Annotated in this window: 12 protein-coding genes; all 12 read left to right on the top strand. The window is 43.7% G+C overall.

What is annotated here, in order from left to right; translation table 11 throughout:
• The first annotated feature begins 3 nt into the window (after positions 1-3).
• The 12 genes from AC1DXF_RS06940 (at position 4) to sov (ending at position 19,712) form a co-directional block, all read left to right on the top strand.
• Positions 4-1,506 carry an oligosaccharide flippase family protein gene (locus AC1DXF_RS06940; protein ID WP_477447489.1) on the top strand — a complete coding sequence of 501 codons (1,503 nt, stop codon included), beginning with the start codon at positions 4-6 and terminating at the stop codon, positions 1,504-1,506.
• Entirely contained in the window at positions 1,506-1,940 is a 435-nt protein-coding gene (gene dut / locus AC1DXF_RS06935; RefSeq protein WP_477447487.1) for a dUTP diphosphatase, read from the top strand. Before AC1DXF_RS06940 ends, dut begins: the two co-directional genes overlap by 1 nt.
• Positions 1,941-2,145: 205 nt before the next feature.
• Positions 2,146-3,789: a tetratricopeptide repeat protein gene (locus tag AC1DXF_RS06930; RefSeq protein ID WP_477447485.1), complete on the top strand. Its 1,644-nt coding sequence runs from the start codon at positions 2,146-2,148 to the stop codon at positions 3,787-3,789.
• Positions 3,767-4,558 carry a lipoprotein insertase outer membrane protein LolB1 gene (gene lolB1 / locus AC1DXF_RS06925; RefSeq protein WP_477447483.1) on the top strand — a complete coding sequence of 264 codons (792 nt, stop codon included), beginning with the start codon at positions 3,767-3,769 and terminating at the stop codon, positions 4,556-4,558. The genes AC1DXF_RS06930 and lolB1 overlap by 23 nt, the downstream gene beginning before the upstream one ends.
• Before the next feature lie 16 nt (positions 4,559-4,574).
• A complete protein-coding gene (locus AC1DXF_RS06920; RefSeq protein ID WP_477447481.1) occupies positions 4,575-5,858 on the top strand; it encodes a murein hydrolase activator EnvC family protein in 1,284 nt (427 codons plus the stop codon).
• 222 nt (positions 5,859-6,080) lie between these two features.
• Entirely contained in the window at positions 6,081-6,521 is a 441-nt protein-coding gene (locus AC1DXF_RS06915) for a Sec-independent protein translocase subunit TatA/TatB (RefSeq protein ID WP_477447479.1), read from the top strand.
• Between the two features lie 77 nt (positions 6,522-6,598).
• Complete coding sequence (locus tag AC1DXF_RS06910; RefSeq protein WP_477447477.1) at positions 6,599-6,772, top strand: Sec-independent protein translocase subunit TatA/TatB; 174 nt, start codon at positions 6,599-6,601, stop codon at positions 6,770-6,772.
• A gap of 98 nt (positions 6,773-6,870) precedes the next feature.
• On the top strand, positions 6,871-8,295 hold the full coding sequence (gene gatA, locus AC1DXF_RS06905) for an Asp-tRNA(Asn)/Glu-tRNA(Gln) amidotransferase subunit GatA (RefSeq protein WP_477447475.1): 1,425 nt from the start codon (positions 6,871-6,873) through the stop codon (positions 8,293-8,295).
• Between the two features lie 64 nt (positions 8,296-8,359).
• The gene (locus AC1DXF_RS06900) at positions 8,360-9,637 is read left to right on the top strand and encodes a lytic transglycosylase domain-containing protein (protein WP_477447473.1); all 1,278 of its coding nucleotides are present in this window, start codon (positions 8,360-8,362) and stop codon (positions 9,635-9,637) included.
• 118 nt (positions 9,638-9,755) lie between these two features.
• Complete coding sequence (locus AC1DXF_RS06895; protein ID WP_477447471.1) at positions 9,756-12,032, top strand: NADP-dependent malic enzyme; 2,277 nt, start codon at positions 9,756-9,758, stop codon at positions 12,030-12,032.
• A 32-nt stretch (positions 12,033-12,064) separates the two neighbouring features.
• Positions 12,065-12,649, top strand: a complete 585-nt coding sequence (gene ruvA, locus AC1DXF_RS06890; RefSeq protein ID WP_477447469.1) for a Holliday junction branch migration protein RuvA — start codon at positions 12,065-12,067, stop codon at positions 12,647-12,649.
• Between the two features lie 85 nt (positions 12,650-12,734).
• Entirely contained in the window at positions 12,735-19,712 is a 6,978-nt protein-coding gene (gene sov, locus AC1DXF_RS06885) for a T9SS outer membrane translocon Sov/SprA (protein WP_477447690.1), read from the top strand.
• Positions 19,713-19,715: the final 3 nt, after the last annotated feature.

Here is a 19,715-nt window from a genome sequence, read left to right as displayed (position 1 = left end):
ACATTGTCAACCGCTAAAAAATTTGCAGGGCAAACCGCCGTTTATGGTTTAAGCACCATTGCCGGGCGAGTGCTTAGTTTTTTCCTCACCCCAATTTATACTCACGCCTATGCCGCCGGTGTTTACGGCATATTAACCACCATGTTTGGCTGGGTTTCTATCTTAAATGCGGTATTGTCTTTCGGGATGGAGACAACTTTTTTCAGGTACCTGAATAAGTACCCCGAAAATAAAAAACGGGTTTACAATAATTCCTTTATAGCCATTTTTGCAGTTACACTGTTCTTTTTATTAATTACGCTTCCTTTTTTAAATTTTATAACTGGCTTTATTAAAGTTGGCGAACTTACCAGTCATGAAGATTTTTTAATCTTTATCAAAATCTTCATAGCCATATTGGTATTAGATGCCTGGGGTACGGTACCGTTTGCCAAATTGCGGGCTGATGGCCGCCCTGGCCGGTACGGGGCTATTAAGTTTTTGAACATCATCATTTTCATCGGTTTCAATCTTCTTTTTATTTATGTGCTGCCGTTTTGGCTAAGTCATAACCTTGTTGGTGCGGCTTGGATACATACGTGGTATGTGCCGGGTTGGGTAGGGTATGTTTTCGTATCTAACCTTATAGCCAGTGTTTTTTCATTGCTGATGCTGTTACCCGAGTTTTTGAGGCTTAGTTTCGATTTCGACAGGAAGATGTTTGCCGAAATGTTTAAATATAGCTGGCCCGTGCTTATAGCCAATTTATCTTTCCTGATTAATGAAAATTTAGATAAGATACTTTTGGGCAAGTTGCTGCACCCGCACATCAGTGTGCGCGAGGTAGGCATTTACGCTGCCTGCGCCAAAATATCCTTATTCCTGAGCATTTTTGTACAGGCGTTCCGGCTGGGGGCCGAGCCATTCTTTTTTAGTCATGCTAAAAATAAAAATGCAGGGCAAACCTACGCCCGCATTATGGATTACTTTGTAATTACTGTGTGTATAATATTTGTAGCCCTGGTGGCCAATATCGAAATCCTGAAGTACTTTGTCAGGGGCCACGATAAAACGCAAACTGATTTGTATTGGACTGGTTTAAAGGTGGTTCCACCCCTGCTGTTCGGGTATGTAAGTCTGGGCATTTACATGAATCTTTCGGTATGGTATAAACTATCCGATCAAACCAAATATGGTTTGTATATTTCTGGCGTAGGCGCAATTTTAACTATTGTTTTAAATGTATTGCTTATACCCAAATACAGTTATATAGCCTCTGCCTGGATTTCGTTTGCGGCATATACCACTATGATGATATTATCGTACATATGGGGACAAAAAAATTATCCTATCCCGTATAATATCAAAAAAAATCTGGCTTACATTGTAGCATCAATAATACTCGTGTACATATCGTTCACTATATTTAAACGAAATATATTTGTAGGCAACGCTTTAGTCCTTTTGTTTGCGGGCACAGCTTTTTATTTTGAACGTAAACCGCTTTTAGCTATTTTAAAAAGATAATGAACATACGTATCATCAACAAATCAAACAACAGCTTACCGGCTTATGAAACCGTCCACGCCGCAGGTATGGATTTGAGGGCAAACCTGGAACAATCCATCAGGTTAAACCCAATGGAGCGTAAGCTTGTGCCAACCGGCTTGTATATTGAATTGCCTGTAGGTTTTGAGGCGCAGATACGGCCGCGCAGTGGTTTGGCGTTTAAGCATGGCATAGGCATCGTTAATTCGCCGGGTACTATTGATGCCGATTACCGGGGCGAAATAAAAGTATTGCTTATTAATTTTGGAGCAGAACCATTTGAGATTAACCATGGCGATAGGATAGCGCAAATGGTAATAGCCAAACATGAAACCGTTAGCTGGAACGAAGTGGAGGTATTAAATGATACCACACGTGGCGAAGGCGGGTTTGGGCACACTGCGGTAAAATAGAATCAAGAGGTTAGAGTCAAGAATTAAGACTTTTGAAAATCGGCTGGAAGGTAAAGACGGGCATTTTTTTTGTGTAGATTTGAATATGAGGGATAGGAATTTAAGATCTGGAAATACAATAAACAAGACATGGCACTTGCAAATTGCAGCTGTCTTGGTGCTTGCTTCCTGGTTTTTGCCCCTTCAACTCACCGCTCAAACCGCAGTGGCCCCGAAACAAATGGGTACCCTGGACAGCAGCGAGATCAGGCAGTTGTTTTTTTCGGCCTTGCGCGAGAAAACGGTCGAAAATCTGAAGCACGCGTCGGAGTTGTTTGAGCGTGTGATCCAGGCCGATCCGGCGAATGATGCCTCACTGTATGAACTGGCCAATCTTAAAAAAATACAAAATGATTACACCGGCGCGCAGCCATTGCTTGAACGTGCTGTAGCCGTAAAACCCAATAACGAATGGTACTGGAGCGCGCTTGCCGATAGTTATGAAAAAAGTAACAACATTGGCAAGTTAGAGAATGTGTTTAACCAGCTTATCCGCCTTAATCCCAGCAAGCCCGAGTATTATTTTGATAAAGCCAATGCGCTGGTCATTTTAAAAAGATATGATGACGCGCTAAAAGTTTACGATCAGTTAGAGCAAATTACCGGCCCCAGCGACGACCTTTTAGGTAGCCGCCAAAAAATATACCTTAAGCAAGGTAAGGTTGACCAGGCTGCGGCCGATATTGAAAAAGCTATAGCTGCCAACCCCGGGCAGATACGTTATTACCTGTTACTTTCAGAAATATATAACTCGAACGGATTTGGCGATAAAGCTTTAAAGACCTTACTGCAGGCCGAAAAAATTGACCCTGGCAATGGCATGGTGCACCTGGCGCTTGCCGATATTTACCGGGATAAGAAAAATAACGAAGCGAGTTTTAAGGAGCTTACACTGGCCTTCGCCATACCCGAAATAAACATCGATCAAAAAATAAGGATCATAACCGGTTACTATCCTAAATTTCCGGATCCCAATGCCAGAGCCAGCGCGCTTGAATTGAGCCGGATACTTACAGTTACCCATGCCAGGGATAGCAAGGCTTTTGCCATGTATGGCGATATGCTGCTGCAAAACGATAAATTGAAGGAAGGAAAAGAAGCCTACAGAAAATCAATAGAGCTGGACGGGCAGACATACCAGGTACATGAACAATTGGTGCGTATTGAATTAAGTATGAACGATATTGACGGAGCTGTTAAAGACGGGGAGAACGCGCTGTCCCTGTTCCCAAACCAGGCCTGGATGAATTACCTGGTGGGCGTGGCATGGGCGCAAAAAAAGGATTTTAACAAAGCGCTGGGTTATGTTAAAAATGCAACTTCATTAGAAATTCAGGATAAGGAACTACTTTCGCTAAGCTTTTCGTTATTAGGCGATTGTTATCATGATATGAAGAACAACAAAAGTTCAGACGAAGCTTATGATAAGGCCCTGGCCATTAATCCGGATAATGCATATACCTTAAACAATTATGCTTATTATTTATCGTTAAGAAATGAAGCTTTGGATAAAGCGGCGCAAATGTCGGCGCGGTCAACCCAGCTACAGCCCAATACGGCATCATTTGAAGATACTTATGCATGGATATTGTTTATGCAGAAGAAATATCCCGATGCTAAGGTATGGATGGAAAAGGCCTTGACGCACGATAAAGATAAAAGTGGGGTTAAGTATGAACATTACGGCGATATTTTGTTTTATCTTGGTAAAACAGATGAAGCGGTAGATAGCTGGAAAAAGGCTAAAGGCTACGGTGAGCAATCGCCGGTTTTAGATCGAAAGATAAATGAAAAGAAATACGTTGAATAGGTTACTGATAGTTTGCGGTTTGCTTGTAATAGTAAGTTGTAAAGCGCGCAAGCAGGTAATGGTAACCCGCAAACCAGATACTGTTGCTACGACTGATAATAAAATAAATACGAAACTTGTTGCCATAAAAGCGCAGCAGGTAAATTTTAATACATTTTCGGGCAAGGCCAAAACAAACCTGGATATTAACGGTAACAGCAACGATGTTACGCTTAATATTCGTATAAATAAGGGTAAAAAAATCTGGGTATCTATCACCGCGATATTGGGTGTAGAGGTTGCCCGCGCCGTGATTACGCCCGATAGCATATTGCTCATAAACAGGCTGGAGGGGGTTTACATGAAAAAGCCATTTAGCTATGTTTACGCGTATGCCAGCAAACAGGTGAATTATAAAACGTTAGAATCATTGCTGATAGGTAATGCGATACCTGAGTTGCTTGTGGAGAAAAGCGACATTTCTATTGGTAACAATGGCAATGCTTTTTTAAGAGGTGAACTTGACGACCTTCGTTATCTCTTAACTTTTGGGACTGATAATAAGGTTACACAAACCAACTTAGCTAATCCGAGCCAAGAGCAATCGTTGGAAGTAAAAAATAACGCATTTATACAGGCCAACAACCGTATCCTGCCATCGCAGATAGATATTGCATCGGTAGTAAAAGATAAAAAAGTACACATAAACCTGCATTATACTAAGGTCGATTTTGACCAGCAACTGGAATATCCATTTAGTATTCCGGATAGATATGAGCCGGCCAAATAATTCCTATTTTTGTTTGATGAAATTTTTAAAAGCAATTCTCTTTTTTATAGCAGTACTTATCGCTGTTGATGCACATGCACAAAGCAGTGCCGAGCTAAAGCGCAGGCGCGATAAATTATCAGAAGAGCTTGAACAATTGAATAAGGATTACCAGGAGACCTCAAGTAATAAAAGGGCGACCTTAAAACAATTAAGCCTGTTAAAGGCGCAGATAAGCCTGAGGGAGGAAAAGATAAGCAACATTAACTCCGAAGTAAGAAACCTGGATAGCCAAATCTCCGAAAGCAATAATACTGTACACAGCTTGCAAAGCCAGTTAGATCAGTTAAAAAAGGAGTATGCGGGAATGATACTTTTTGCCTACCGTAACCAAAGCGCTTACAATAAGCTGATGTTTTTATTTGCATCAAAAGATTTTAACCAGGCCTATAAACGCTTAAAATATTTACAGCAATTTGGCGCCTACCGTGAACGCCAGGCCGGTTACATACAAGGAACGCAAAAGGAACTGCACGTAAAAATAAACGAGCTTGATAAAACCAAGCAGGAAAAAAGCAATTTGCTTGAAGACCAGGAAAAAGAAAAGAAAACCCTGGGTGCGCAAAAAAACGACCAGGTTAAAGTAGTTAAAGACCTGTCGCAGCATGAAGGGTTGTTAAAACAACAGCAAAAAGACGTTCAGAATAAGCTGGCCAAGACAAACCGGGAGATTGCAAGCGCTATTCGCCGCGAGATAGAGGAAGCTCAACGGAAGGCAGAAGCCGAGGCGCGGGAAGCAGCAAGATTAGCAGCTGCGAAAGCCAAAGCTGAAAACAGGCCCGCACCTGTTGAGCGTAAGGCAGTTGCTAAAACAAGTTCTGGGTATTTGAATGCAACACCAGAAGCGGCCAGGCTGTCTAACGACTTTTTGGGCAACAAAGGCCGCCTGCCATGGCCGGTAGCCAACGGTATAATAACTACGCCGTTTGGTCCTTATACTTCCGAAGGTATCAGGAGCGAAAATACCGGGGTTGACATCAGGACGAACGCAGGCGCCACGGTAAGGGCGGTTTTTGAGGGTGAAGTGATCAGGGTGGTTGATGTGAGTGGTACTTACCTGGTGATGATAAAGCACGGAGAGTACTTTACAGTGTATGGAAACTTACGGTCGGTTACTGTGGCACGCGGCCAAAAGGTAACTACCAAACAAAATTTAGGTATTGTTGCAACCGATCCGTCAACGGGCGAAACTGAAGTTAACTTTGATATATATAAAGCTAAGGACGCGCAGAACCCTAAGTTTTGGCTGGCGCCTAATTAGTTGTAAACCGTGAATAAGAGTCAAGAATTAAGAGTCAGGAATCAAGAAAGAAAACAATAAAATAATAAGTCAAATTATGCCCAGCTTGGCTAAATAAGCAGTTTAGGTAGTAATTTTATATTGGAACCTTTTTTGCAGCTATCTTGATTCTTGACTCTTAACTCTTGATTCTTAATTATAAAGATATTAATTGTTTATATTTGTAACCTTAAAAAAAATGCGATGCTAAGTACAGTTTTTTTATTTTTAAATATTGGTACGGGCGAGATGGTACTGATACTTTTTGCAGCATTAATGCTATTTGGAGGCGAAAAGCTTCCTGGTATGGCGCGCACGCTGGGCAAAGGCCTGCGCGATTTTAAAGATGCATCGGAAGATGTTAAGCGCGAAATTAATAACCAGATCAATAATTTCCAGGAGAAACCAACAGAAACTAAAACTACTACTCCAGTAATTGAAGAACATACAACACCGCTTATTGAAGAACATTCGGTTGATGAAACCCTGGTTGATGAAACTCCGGTTGCCGAAAGCGTAGAGCATCACCCCAATCCGGTGATTGCCGAAAATAAAGTTCCAAATACAATCCCTGCTGCCGAGTTTCACGTAGGTAACGATCAGGAACCGGTTACAGAGTCGAAAATAGATCTTAATAAACACTAAAAACCTGCCTTGGCAGTTTAATAAAGAGAGCATTCTATCATTAATAATAATATTAACTTATATAAAAATCAAAAATCATGGGTTTAGGGGCACCAGAAATTATTCTTATCATCCTGGCAATTCTTTTATTATTTGGCGGTAAAAAAATACCCGAACTAATGAGAGGCTTAGGAAAAGGCGTTAAAGAATTTAAAGACGCACAGAACAACGAAGGCAACACGTCTTCTGCAGAAGAAAAACCTAAAGTTTAATACTTTAGACTGCTGTTTTTTACTACCTTATTTACGATATAAACTTATCTGTTGAATTAATTTGTTATTTCAACGGATAAGTTTTTTATTTTAGCCCCATGGCTAAATTTTATTCCTCTTTAACCGAAATAAAGAGCGGGTTGCAGCGTGCGGAAATTACTGTTCAGGGTTTGGTAAAAAGCTATTTGGGCGAAATTAAAAAGAACGCCCATTTAAATGCTTTTAATGAAGTATTTGAAAAAGAAGCGCTTATCAATGCAAAAAATGTTGATGAACGGATAAAAAATGGAACTGCCGGTAAGCTGGCAGGTATGGTGATAGCCATAAAAGATAACATTTGCTACAAAGGGCACCAGGTAACCGCCTCGTCCAAAATCCTCAAAGGTTTTACTTCAATATATTCATCAACTATTGTTGAGCGGCTGCTTGCCGAAGATGCCGTGATTATAGGCCGCTGTAATTGCGATGAGTTTGCTATGGGAGGATCCAACGAAAATTCATTTTATGGCCCGGTAAAAAACTACGCCGATCAAAAAAGAGTATCGGGCGGTTCGTCGGGCGGTTCGGCAGTTGCTGTACAGGCCAATATGTGCCATGCGGCTATTGGTACTGATACGGGCGGCTCGGTAAGGCAACCGGCGGCATTTTGCGGGGTGATAGGCTTTAAACCTACTTACGGCCGTATTTCCAGGCACGGCATTATAGCCTATGCCTCATCATTTGATCAGGTTGGCCCAATTACCCGTTCGGTAGAAGATACTGCATTGTTGTATGAAGTGATGGCAGGCCCCGATGATTACGATAACACCTTGATACAGCAACCGGTACCGCCAATATCTGTTGATACCCAAAAGCCAACCCCTAAAAAAATAGCCTATTTACAGGAGGCCTTATCAAGCCCTGGCGTTGATGCCGAGGTCAAGGACATACTGGTACAATACATCGAAAAATTGCGTGCCGAAGGCCATACCGTAAAACCCATCGCTTTTGAGCAATTGGATTACCTGGTGCCTACTTATTATATTTTGGCCACGGCCGAGGCCTCATCAAACCTGGCACGTTTTGATGGCGTGCATTATGGTTACCGCAGCCCGGCAGCCGATGATTTGCAATCAACTTATAAACGTTCGCGCTCCGAAGGTTTTGGTAAAGAAGTTAAGCGCCGGATTATGTTGGGCACCTTTGTATTGAGCGCCGGGTACTATGATGCGTACTACGCTAAGGCCCAAAAAGTGCGCAGGTTAATAAAGGAAAAGACGAACGAGATCCTGAACGAATACGATTTTATATTGATCCCAACCGCCCCCGAACCGGCCTTCCCGATAGGGGCCGAAGAAAAAGATCCGGTGGTAACGTATCTTTATGACATTTTTACCGTACAAGCATCTTTAACAGGTGTGCCCGCCATTTCGTTGCCAACCGGCAATAATAGCCAGGGTTTGCCGTTAGGATTACAATTATTAACAAAACATTTTAACGAACAACAACTGTTAGATTTTGCTGAATATTTCTTAAAGCTATAAAAAAGCCATATTTTAGTAAAATTAACCGATGCAGGAAGCATCATTACTTAATCAAATCCCACTAATGAAGAGATTATTTACGCTTACCATCTGTCTGTCACTTTTACAAATTATTCAAGCCAATGCCCTTCCGTTTGTAAAACAAAGCAATCATTTTTCTGCTTTTCGTGGCGAAATTAATGCCGATACCACCGTTTTGCCGGTTATAAACCAGCCACTGCCCATAGGCGCGCAGGGTAATGTTTATAAGCGCCGGCTTGATTCGGTCAGGAAAGATATCCAGCTTGATTATAATGAATATGTACAAAGTTACATTGACCTGTACATGCACAACCGCGACGAAATGGGCCAGGTAGCAGGACTTGCAAGGTATTACTTCCCAATTTACGAGAAAGCTTTTCACGATGCCGGGATCCCGGATGAAATAAAATTTTTATCCATTGTTGAATCCAAACTTGACCCCAACGCGGTATCAAGGGTAGGGGCAACGGGTTTATGGCAGTTTATGGGCACTACCGCAAAAATTTATGGGCTTAACATGAATGAGTATGTGGATGAACGCCGCGACCCGATACAAGCCAGCTATGCGGCTGCCGCATACTTGAAAGACGCCTACCAGGAATTTGGCGATTGGCTGCTGGCCATTGCATCATACAACTGTGGTAAAAGCAACGTGGAACGTGCCATGGAAAAAGCCGGTGGCGGCAGCGATTTCTGGACTATACGCCAATACCTGCCTGCCGAAACACGCGGCTATGTACCCGCCTTTATAGCCATGAACTATGTAATGAACTATTTTGGCAAGCACAACATTATAGCGCAGGCCTGTAACTTTTCATTGAAAACGGATACCGTTATGGTTAAAAAGTTTGTGTCGTTAAGTAACGTTGCCCGTGCTTTAAATGTGGGCATCGGCGAAATAACCATCCTTAACCCGTCCTATCGCAGATTAATTGTAAATGGTTCGCCAAAGGCCCCGCGCAGGCTTATCCTGCCACAAACCTCAAAAGAAAAATTCGCGGCTTTATACAATGTATTAAATAGTGCCGGTGATGCGGTGGCTCCTATGGAGTTTGCCAAACCTGCCCCGGTTTATGCGGTAGCGGCCCATCCCGCATATGTGGATGTTCCCAAGTCTGATCGTAAGATAACCACCTATCATAAAGTAAAAAAAGGGGAGACCCTGGCCGGTATAGCCGACTTGTTTGGCTGCGAGGTACATGATCTTAAAGTATGGAACAACCTGGAAAGTAACCGCGCGCCCGTTGGTAAAACAATAAGGGTTGCCGCCGGCGGCGATATTTCGGCAAGCGTATCTGCCGATACCAAACCGACGTTGTAAACACAGGATAATATCCGCTAAATATATAGCCCGATTTTGACATGTTTCAAAACCGGGCTTTTTTATTTCAGGTTACCATAAAAAGAATTGTAATTTTGAGCGCTTGAATTTTGAGAAGATGAACAAGAACAACCGTAAACAGGACGCGCTGAATTACCACTCCATGGGCCGTCCTGGTAAGATACAGGTAGTGCCCACCAAGCCTACCAATTCGCAAAGAGATTTAACCATGGCCTACTCGCCAGGTGTTGCCGAACCCTGCCTGCGCATAGCCGAAAACGTTGATGACGTATATAAATATACTGCAAAAGGGAACCTGGTAGCGGTTATCAGTAATGGTACCGCCGTATTGGGCTTAGGCAATATTGGCCCCGAAGCCAGTAAACCGGTAATGGAAGGCAAGGGGCTGCTGTTTAAAATTTACGCTGATATTGACGTGTTCGACCTGGAGGTGAATGCCAAAAGTGTAGATGAGTTTGTGGCGATAGTAAAAGCGCTTGAGCCCACATTTGGTGGTGTAAACCTGGAAGATATATCGGCCCCAACCTGCTTTGAAATAGAGCGCAGGCTTAAAGCTGAAATGAACATCCCTGTAATGCATGATGATCAGCATGGTACGGCTATTATATCGGCCGCTGCTTTGATGAACGCCTGCGAAATTCAGGGCAAAAAACTGGATAAGATAAAGCTGGTTGTTAACGGAGCGGGCGCCGCTGCTGTATCCTGTTCAAAAATGTACCTTTCCATAGGGGTTAAAAAAGAGAACCTGGTGATGTTTGATATCAACGGCGTGCTCGATCAGCAACGTACCGATCTGGACGATATCAGGATGGAGTTTGCTACCAACCGCACCGATGTTAAAACATTAACAGACGCCATGAAGGATGCCGATGTATTTGTCGGCCTTTCGGCAGGTAATGTGGTTACTCCCGCTATGCTGAAATTAATGGCCAAAAAGCCCGTGGTTTTCGCTATGGCCAATCCTGTTCCAGAAATTGATTATGACCTGGCAACTGCCGCCCGTGAAGACATTATTATGGCAACCGGCCGGTCCGATTATCCTAACCAAGTAAATAACGTGTTGGGTTTTCCTTACATTTTCCGTGGCGCGCTTGACGTAAGGGCTACCGCAATAAACGAGGAGATGAAAATAGCCGCCACTCACGCTATTGCCGAAATGGCCAAAAAACCGGTACCCGAAGCCGTAAACCTCGCTTACAATATCACCAACCTTAAATTTGGCAGGGATTACATTATCCCAAAACCGATGGATCAGCGGTTAATAACCGAAGTATCTATGGCAGTTGCCAAAGCAGCCATTGATTCGGGCGTGGCCCGTAAGGTAATTACCGATTGGGATGCCTATGCAGAAGAGCTGAGGTCGCGTTTAGGCAACAATGATAAACTACTGCGCAACCTTACCAATAAGGCCAAGCAGAGCCCTAAAAGGGTGGTGTTTGCCGAGGCAGATAACTATAAAATACTAAGATCGGCCCAGATAGTAAAAGATGAGGGCATTGCTACCCCGATATTATTGGGCAACATAGAAAAGATAAAACGGATCATGCGTGAAAACGAGCTTGACCTGGGTGATGTACAGATCATCGATCCACGTGAGGGCTGCGAAAACATGGACGAATACGTTAATTATTTATACAATAAACGCCAGCGCCGCGGTATTACGCTATACGAGGCCAAAAAACTTATGGTCGATCGTAATTATTACGGTGCCAGTATGGTTCAGTTTGGCCGGGCCGATGCATTGATCTCTGGGTTAACAAAAGATTATGTAAGCACCGTAAAACCGGCTTTACAAATCATAGGTACCGAAGAAGGTGTAAACCGCGTGGCGGGTATGTACATGATGATAACACCAAAGGGCCCGGTATTTTTTGGCGATACCACGGTAAACGTGAACCCAACAGTGCAGGAACTGGTAGATATTACCGTACTGATAGAACGCTCGGTAAAACGCTTTAACATTACCCCCAGGGTTGCTTTATTATCTTATTCCAACTTCGGATCGAACGAGGGCGTAATTCCCGAAAAAACGAGGGAGACGGTAAAGATACTGCATGAAAAATATCCTGATATGGTTGTTGATGGCGATATGCAGGCAAACTTTGCATTGAATTCAGATTTATTGGCCGATAATTTCCCATTCTCCACGTTAAACGGAAAGCCGGCCAATACGCTGATATTTCCTAATCTTGAATCGGGTAACATCGCTTACAAGTTGTTACAGGAAATAGGCGGCGCCGAAGCGGTTGGGCCTATATTGTTAGGTTTGAAAAAGCCGGTTCACGTATTACAGTTAGGTAGTTCAGTCCGCGAAATTGTTAACATGGTTACCATAGCCGTAATTACTGCGCAGGTTAAGGCAGCCAACCAATAGCTTTTTGATAAACTAAAAATAAAATAATATTTATGTACGATTATATTAGTGGTAAACTGGTTTCTAAAAACCCATCGCATGTTGTTATTGATGCCGGCGGTGTAGGTTATCACATTAATATATCGGTAAATACATATTCAAGGCTTGGCGCTGAGGAGAGCTGCAAGCTATACATATGGCAGCATGTAAAAGAAGATGCGCTCACCCTGTACGGCTTTGCCGATGATGGTGAGCGCCGCTTGTTTATGCACCTGATATCGATATCTGGCATCGGGCCAAATACGGGCCGTATGATGTTGTCGTCTATAACACCTGCCGAGATCCAGGCAGCCATAGTGAGCGGGAATGTTTCGCTCATTCAACGGATAAAAGGGATCGGACCTAAATCAGCACAAAGAATCATTTTAGAACTCCAGGATAAGCTACGTAAAGAAGGGCCTGACACCTTAACTGTAGTGCCGGTAAATAAAACCGCTAAAGATGAAGCACTTACTGCATTGGTAATGCTTGGTTTTGCACGCAATGCTGCCGAAAAGGTTTTGGAACAGGAAATGAATAAAAATAGCGGCGATTTAACTGTTGAACAACTTATTAAATTCGCTTTAAAAACCTTATAATTACGTATAAATTTCGACTTGACTTTTGATTAGAATATTTACTTATAATATTATTATAAGTGTATTGGTAATTCTTGCTTTCGGTATGTTTAATGGCGCTTATGCGCAGCAGCAGATACCGAAAATAAGGACCGATACGACTCAAAAAAGCGCACCACTGGACTTAGCCCAACCCAAAAATGTTAGGGTCAGGGAAGGTATTTTTAGTTCCGATCCTCCGGGGCTTGTGCGTACCGTTGAATATGACGCTGCATCAAACCGCTATATTTTGTACGAGCGTGTGGGTAACCTGCTTTACCGTCCGCCACAGTACCTTACTTTTGCCGAGTATTTAAAGCTTACAGATAAATCAAAGCAGCGCAATTACTACAAGCAGCTGGCAGACAACTATGCCTATGACTCGCAGCAGCCCGGATTTATTCCCGTTATTAAAGTAAGGAGCCGGACTTTCGAGCAAATTTTCGGCAGCCAGAACATTGATATCCGTCCGCAGGGATCGGCAGAAATGATTTTGGCCGGGCAGGTGAACAAAAATGAAAACCCGTTATTTAACACCCGCCAGCGCAAGCAGTTCAATTTTAATTTTGATCAAAAAATTCAATTAAACGTAACCGGTAATATAGGCGATAAATTAAAAATTACTACCAATTACAATACCGATGCGCAGTTCCAGTTTGAAAACCAGGTAAAGCTGGATTACACTGGCTCGCCCGACGAGATCATCCAGAAAATAGAAGCAGGTACCGTGAGTATGCCCCTGCCTACCACGCTGATAACCGGCAGCCAGGCGCTTTTCGGTGTAAAAACCAAATTGAAATTTGGCCGGCTGGATATCACCAGTATTTTATCTCAACAACGGTCGCAGTCAAAAACTATTACCATAACCAATGGTTCCCAACAGGGCGAGTTCAGACTAACACCTGCGGATTACGAGGCTAATAAGCACTTCTTTTTATCGCAGTATTTCCGCAATAATTATAACAAGGCGCTGGCTAATATCCCGATCATCAGCTCCAATATCAACATCACAAAAATTGAGGTTTGGACAACCAACCGTACCAACGTAACCACCGATTCAAGAGATATCTTGGCCTTCCTTGATTTAGGCGAAAACAAGCCGTACAACACATCAAGGATACAAGGTGGGGCCGGTTTTAGCGGTTTGCCTGCCGGTTTTAAAGGTCCGGGCTTTGCGCAGCAGTCCAACTCTTTATTGAATAATTTGCCAGCCGATGCAAGGCAAACTAATTCAAATGCTGTAGCCAGTTATTTTCAATCAACCGGTAATACAGATAACTATTCCAAACTTACATATGCGCGCAAGCTTACAGATAAGGAATATACGCTGCATCCGCAATTGGGTTATATCTCCCTCAATTATCCTTTAAATAACGATGAAGTTTTGGCCGTGGCTTACCAGTACACCATCAACGGCGTACAATACCAGGTGGGTGAGTTTAGCAGCGACGTGGCTGTTGACCCAAACACCCCTAAAGTATTATTTGTAAAATTACTGAAAAACGAACTGTTGAAAACCAATTTGCCATCCTGGGATTTGATGATGAAAAACATCTATTCACTGGGAGCCTTCCAGATTGCGCCGACCAACTTTAAGCTGACGGTAACACGGCTGGATGACAAATCAGGTATCGAAAAAACGGTGATGGAGGAGGGGGCCAGCCTGAAAGGTAAATTGTGGATGCAGGTTGCAGGGCTTGATAATCTTAACCAGCAAAGCGCTAAACAGCCCGATGGGTATTTTGACTTTTTAGAAGGGGTTACCATTGACTCGCAAAACGGCCGTATCTCGTTTCCAACCATTGAACCTTTCGGATCAGACCTGGCTGCTAAGTTTGCGCCGGGCGAAACTGACCTGACCAAACGATATGTATACCAACAGTTGTACGACTCTACAAAAACGATAGCGCAACAATATTTCCCGGCGTTAAACCGCTATGTAATCAAAGGCACTTATACCTCAACAGGCGGCTCGGAATACCAGCTGAACGCTGTGAATATTCCGCAAGGATCAGTTACCGTAACTGCTGGTCAGCTTAAACTGACAGAGGGTGCCGATTATACTGTCGATTACAACTCCGGTCGTATAAGAATATTGAACCAGGCGCTGCTGTCGTCGGGCCAAACCATCAGCGTAAAGCTGGAAAATAATGAGTTGTTTGGCGTTCAGCAAAAGTCACTATACGGATCGAGGTTTGATTACCATGTGAACGATAAGCTGAATTTAGGCGGTACAATGATGCACCTTACCGAGCAGCCTATTACCCAAAATGAAACAGCCGGCGAAGAATCTATATCGAACACCATATGGGGTTTTGATGTTAATTACAGTTCAGATTCGCGGATGCTTACACGCCTGGTTGATAAAATCCCGCTGATACATACCAAGGCGCCTTCATCGGTTACTTTCTCGGGCGAGTTTGCCCAGTTGTTACCAGGTAGCCCGGGAGCGTTGAATTTTGCCGGTTCAAAAAACGGCACATCGTACCTGGATGATTTTGAAAACAGTCAATCCATCATCGATATTAAAAGCGCCAATGCCTGGCAAATTTCGGGTACGCCGCAAATGTTCCAGGAGGCCGGCAGGTTTGATGATCTGAGCTATGGCTACAACCGTGCCCGACTGGCATTTTATAATATCGACCCTATATTTTACACCAACTCGAATAACATTGCCATTTCCCGTGCCGACCTGTCCAACCACTACGCAAGGCAGGTGTTGGAGCAGGAAGTATTCCCTTACAAGCAATCAAGCACCGGGCAGCCATTAACCCTGGCCACCTTAAACATGGCTTTTTATCCAAACGTTCGCGGGCCTTACAATTACGCAACTACCGGTTTTAATCCCGATGGTACCTTACAAAGCCCAAAAACGCGGTGGGGAGGTATGTTCAGGAAACTGGAGACAAATGATTTTGAATCGTTAAACGTATCGTACATAGAATTTTGGGTGCTCGATCCTTTTATTTACAAACCCAACTCGTCAGGTGGCGATTTGTTTTTTAACCTGGGCAGTGTATCCGAAGATATATTAAAAGATGGCCGCAAAAGTTTAGAGAACAGCCTGCCTGTAAACGGCGACGCTACCCAGGTAGATGAAACCAACTGGGGCAGGGTATCCAAACTGCAGCCGGTTATAAATGCTTTTGACAATAACCCGGATGCGCGCCGTTTGCAGGATGTGGGTTTGGATGGAATGAATGATGCCGATGAGCAGAAAAAATTTGCCCCGGTAGTTAACCAGGTTAAAGGGCAATTGAGTGGGCAGGCGGCAACCAATTTTGCTAATGACCCATCGTCTGATGATTACCAGTATTACCAGGGTTCGGCGCTTGACCAGGCAAGATTGGGCATACTTGACCGCTATAGCAAGTACAATGGTACCGATGGCAACTCCAAAACATCGCAGCAATCGCAGGCCGAGTTGGGTATTCAAAACTCGGCATCAACTTCATTGCCCGATGGCGAGGATATTAACCGCGATAATAACATGAGCCAGGAAGATTCGTATTTTCAATACAAAGTTTCTATCCGTCCCGGCGATATGGTTGTTGGCCAAAACAACATCAGCGATAAGGTAACTGCCAATGTAAAATTACCCGATGGTACTACACAATCTGTCAACTGGTACCAGTTCAGGATCCCGATTACTGATTACCAGAGCAAGGTTGGCAATATCGGCGATTTTAAAGCCATTCGTTTTATGCGGATGTTCATGACCAATTTTGCTGACACCGCAATACTCCGTTTTGCGACATTAGAATTAGTGCGCGGCGAATGGCGGGCTTTTAACATCGAGAGAAATCCGCTTAACGTTATTGCCGATCCATCTATCAGTAACCCACCTTTAGATAACTCGACGATTGATGTACAGGCGGTAAATATCGAGGAAAATGGCAACCGTACGCCTATCCCGTATGTAGTGCCGCCGGGTATTCAGCGCCAGCGTAATTACAACAACCTGCAAACCAATACCAAACTGAACGAGCAATCGTTGTCATTAAATGTAAAAAGCTTGCGCGATGGATATTCAAGGGCAGCCTTCCGTACGTTTTATAACGATTTGCGCAAATATAAGCGCGTACAAATGTTTGTACATGCAGAAGGCGAACAGCTAAAAGATGATGATTTAAACGCTTTTTTACGCCTTGGCGTTGATTACCAGGACAACTATTATGAGTACGAGGTGCCTTTGAAAATTACCCAGTCGGGCACCAGCAGTCCTGATGCGATATGGCCCGATGCCAACGCCATCGACCTGGAGCTTGGCCTGCTTACCCGTGCTAAGCTTGCCCGCAATCATAGCAACGTAGCCTTTAACCAGGTTTTTAAATATACCGAAGGTACCCAAACCGTTTATATCAAAGGTCAGCCCGACCTGAGCCGCCTGCGTACCATTATGATAGGCGTACGCAATCCCTTAAAAGGGAGCCAGGCTTCGGGAGCGGACGATGGGCTGGATAAAACAGGTACGGCTTGGTTTGATGAATTACGCTTAACCGATTTTGACCAGCGCGGCGGTTGGGCGGCCACCGCCAGGCTGAATACCAAACTGGCCGATTTTGCCGACGTTACCGTATCGGGCAGTAAAACCAGCATAGGTTTCGGTACGCTGGATTCGCGGCTGAATGACAGGAGCCAGAGCGATAACCAGGTTTACGATATATCGGCAACTGCCGAGTTAGGTAAGTTTTTCCCGGTTAAAAGCGGGATCAGTATTCCGGCCTACATCAATGTGTCGTCGCAAACAAGTATGCCTCAATATGACCCGGGTTCGCCCGATATTGAGCTGAAGCAATCACTTGCGGCTGCCACCAGCTCCAAAGAACGTGACTCGATAAGGAACGCGTCGGTTGATTATACTTTCAGAAAGAGCTTCAACTTTACCAACGTACATAAAACAAAGCTTGATCCAACGGCAAAAAACCATGTTTGGGATATTGAGAACCTGAGTGCCAGTTACGCATTTACACAATTTACCCATCACGATTTTACCACCCAAAGTGATTTGGAGAAATCCTATCACCTTACCTTGGCTTACAACTATACCAATGCGCCAAAATATTATAACCCGTTTGCCAAAATCATCAAAAGCAATTTATTGGCGCTGGCGCGCGACTTCAATTTTAGCATACTGCCATCAAGGTTAAACTTCAGTATTAATTTTGATCGTTTTTATTCGGAGAATACCTTACGGGATAATGACCCTAACAACTTTATCCCTGTACCTACAACTACATTTAACAAGTATTTTAACATTACCAGGGTATACGGTATAGGCTGGAATTTATCCAAATCCTTATCGTTAGATATTGATGCAACCAACCTATCGGTAGTTGATGAGCCTGCCGGACGCATCAATGGTTTAAAACGCGATACCCTTTGGGATAACCTTAAAAAGCTGGGGCGTACCACCAATTACAATCATACCATCAACATAAATTATACCCTCCCCATTAACAAAATTCCGGGGTTGGATTGGACATCGGTAACCACCCGGTACAGCACACACTTTAACTGGCAAACCCAGCCATTGTTTGCCATAAATGACCCATCGTACGATGTAGGTAACAGCATCAGCAACCTGCGCGAAATCCAGGTGAACCCTACGTTTAATATGGTATCGTTGTATAACAAATTCCCGTTCATCCGCAAGGCGGCTAACCCAAATGCGCCCGACGGAATAGGTAAAGTATTGATAGGCCTGCTTACCAGTGTTAAAAATGTAAGCGCTACATACTCGCGCAAGCAGGGTACCTATTTACCGGGTTATCTGCCGCAATCGGGAATTTTTGGGCAAAACGCCGATTATAATGCTCCGGGCATCGGGTTTTTATTGGGTAGCCAAACCGATATTCGGGCCAAAGCTGTAGCCAATGGATGGATAACTACCGATACCCTGCAAAATCAATTGTATACCACATCGCTTAATGAGGATATGCATTTCAGGGGTGTTATTGAGCCATTTAAAGGCCTCAAGATCGACCTCATTGCCTTTAAAACACAGGATCATAATTACCAATCAAATTTTAAATACCTGGCCGAAACCAATAGCATCCAATCGTTAAGCCCTGTTACAACGGGCAATTATAGTATCTCGTATTTAACCATTGGCACGGCGTTCAAAAAAACTACAGGTATTGATAACAAATCGCCGTTGTTTCAGCAAATGCTTGCCAACCGTGCTGTTATATCGCAAAGGCTTGCCGCCCAAAACCCCAATTCAACGCAATTGGTAGATTCGGTTGGGCTTAGAGACGGTTATGGGCAAAATTCCCAAAATGTACTGGTTCCGGCATTTTTGGCCGCATATACCGGTAAAAAAGCGGCGAAGGTCAACACATCTCAGTTTCCTAAAATACCTATCCCCAACTGGGATGTCAGGTACAGCGGGTTGGCTAAAATCCCTTTCTTTGCCGATGTTTTTGATTCCTTTGATTTGAGCCATGGCTACCGGTCATCATACAACGTAAACGGTTTTACTACCCTGCTGCAATACCGCGAAGCCGCCGGCGCCAGTAGTGCGCGCGATTTAAATAACGATTTTTTACCGCTTTACCAGTTTTCGCAGGTTACCATATTTGAGCAGTTTGTGCCTTTGCTTGGCGCCAGCGCCCGGTTTAAGAACAGCATGACCGCCAATATAGAGTTCAGGCAGAGCCGTACACTTAGTTTGAGCCTGCTCAATAGCCAGCTGGCGCAGCAGAATGAAAGGATTGTTGTTTTTGGCTTCGGCTATCATACCAAAAACTTCCACTTCCCCTTTGGATTGCTTCCGGGAGGCAGCCCTAAAGATGTTAACTTTAAGCTCGATTTCTCGTTACGGGATAACAAAACGCTCATCTATCGTGCCGATGTAGAAGCGGCGGAAATTTCATCCGGGGCACAAAACATTACCGTGAGACCATCAATTGATTATGTGATAAACCAGCGTTTTAACCTCAACCTGTTTTACGATTCAAACATCACCCGGCCATACACCTCGCAAACGTTTAATACTGCGTTTACCAATTTTGGCATCAATCTAAAATTATTACTTCAATAAATT

The sequence above is a fragment of the Mucilaginibacter sp. P2_A5 genome, assembly GCF_056404995.1.
The sequence above is the reverse complement of the archived record's forward strand: the minus strand, read 5'-3'. Positions and strand labels throughout refer to the sequence as shown.